The organism is Vreelandella olivaria (genome assembly GCF_023507745.1).
GTDB lineage: Bacteria > Pseudomonadota > Gammaproteobacteria > Pseudomonadales > Halomonadaceae > Vreelandella > Vreelandella olivaria_A.
This window is the reverse complement of sequence record NZ_JALPZO010000174.1, coordinates 1-1,607: the sequence shown is the minus strand read 5'-3', so window position 1 is coordinate 1,607 and position 1,607 is coordinate 1. Positions and strand designations below refer to the sequence as shown.

Below are 1,607 nucleotides of genomic sequence, written 5' to 3'. Positions count from 1 at the left end.
AAACGCTGGCCGCAGGCGGCACAGGTCTGGTCCTCGGCCCGATGACCAGTGGCAGTATTATCGGTAATGCCATCGTGGGTGGTGCGGCGGGCGGTGCCCATACGTCAGCGACGAATTGGATGTATGACGAAAGTCGGTCGGTGGGACAGAGTACGCTTTTGGGTGCGGGGGCTGGTAGTGTTGGAACTTACATTGGCGGAATAATAGGGCAGCGCCTTCAAGGTTTGCCGAAGCAGGTAAGTGTGCCAGTCTTCCAGACGCCGGCCACTATTACTATGCCATTACCCTCCGCGGAGGTGGTCGGTAACACTACTGAGACGATAATCGGTAATATGCCGGCATTGATTAGCCTGCCTGACGCTGGAAACAATGAGGACCAAAATGAATAAATCCGAATGGACGTGGTCGGCTTTTCTTAAGAGAAACATCAAGTTTTCTGCTGTGTGCTTGGCTGCGTTTCTGTTCTTCTGGAATAGCGTGGCTATTGGGGAATGGCTGTATTCCCTGTTCGGAGGGGAGCTGCGAGGCTATGGGCCAGCACAGCAGCGCTGGCATCGAGTATGGGCAGTGGGAGTTGCAGGAGCGTTTGTTTTTGGCGTTTTAGTGGATGTGTTTAATATGAGGTATCACAGAAAATACCCTGAAGAAGCAAGGAGAGCGAAAAAATGAGGATACCTATGAGGCAAAAAACTCTCCTATGCGTGCTTCTTTTGTCGAGTCAACTGCTACAGGCGATATCGTACATCGAGCTGAGTTGATTATATTAGATAAGGTTTATGTGTTATGGCTTAGCCAATCAGGACAGGAAACTCGGCAGAATGGCCACGTAGAGAAGTTTATGTCTGAGCAGATGGTGAAACAGTATCTTGAGAAAAATACCACGTTTCGCTGGGGCGATTTTACTACTCCGGCCGCTATTGAGAAGAACCGCCAAGCGAATGAAGAAATACCACCGGCCGTTTTACTGATGGATAAGCTCGGGTTCTCCGGAATCTGTGGAGTCTTCTTGAGCGCTCTCTTCGTAATGAAACTCTGGCCCGCATTAACCGAGGACGGGATAAATGACATATTGAAAAGTCTTGTCATCTGGATTGCTGCTGTGTGTGGCTGGTGGATAGGAAAGCGATGTTCACGTCTGTTCAAGCAGAAGTGAGCGGTAAGGCAGTGGAAGGCAGCACTCGTGAGACCCTGCGCCAGAGCGAGCTACGCTACCAGGGCGAACTCGCCATCCAGGCCGCGCAAGGCATCACCATCGACGTGCCGGAAGTCAATGCGCAAAGCGTGCGCCAGGTCATCGACGCCATGGCCGAAGCCAATCCCGATCTCGCTTGGCTGCAAGCGATGGAGGCGCGTGGCGATATCAACTGGCGGCAGGTGGAAGCCATCCATGACAGTTGGAGCTATTCGCAATCCCCTCGGGCCGGGCGCCGCGCTCGCGGTCAGCATCGTCTCGGCCGCCTGGGCGGGTCCCGCTGCCGGTGGCCTGATCAACAATGCCATGGGTGCCGCGATGGTGAATGCCGGTGCCGGAGCATTGGCCGGTACCGGCGCGGTCAGCCTGATCAACCAGCGTGGTGACCTCGGCGCAGCCCTCAGCGACACGCTCT

At 54.5% G+C, this 1,607-nt stretch carries 4 protein-coding genes; 3 read left to right on the top strand and 1 reads right to left on the bottom strand.

Annotated elements, in window-relative coordinates:
• The 3 genes from HP566_RS20830 to HP566_RS20820 form a co-directional block, all read left to right on the top strand.
• Positions 1-389 (top strand): hypothetical protein (locus HP566_RS20830; RefSeq protein WP_249979218.1); only part of this gene is annotated, 389 nt, incomplete at its 5' end.
• Entirely contained in the window at positions 382-669 is a 288-nt protein-coding gene (locus HP566_RS20825) for a hypothetical protein (protein WP_249979217.1), read from the top strand. The genes HP566_RS20830 and HP566_RS20825, both read left to right, overlap by 8 nt.
• A 169-nt stretch (positions 670-838) precedes the next feature.
• Complete coding sequence (locus tag HP566_RS20820; protein ID WP_249979216.1) at positions 839-1,153, top strand: hypothetical protein; 315 nt, start codon at positions 839-841, stop codon at positions 1,151-1,153.
• Positions 1,154-1,360: 207 nt separating this feature from the next.
• On the opposite strand, the gene HP566_RS20815 is transcribed toward HP566_RS20820, so the two are convergent.
• Positions 1,361-1,607 (bottom strand): hypothetical protein (locus HP566_RS20815; RefSeq protein WP_249979215.1); only part of this gene is annotated, 247 nt, incomplete at its 5' end.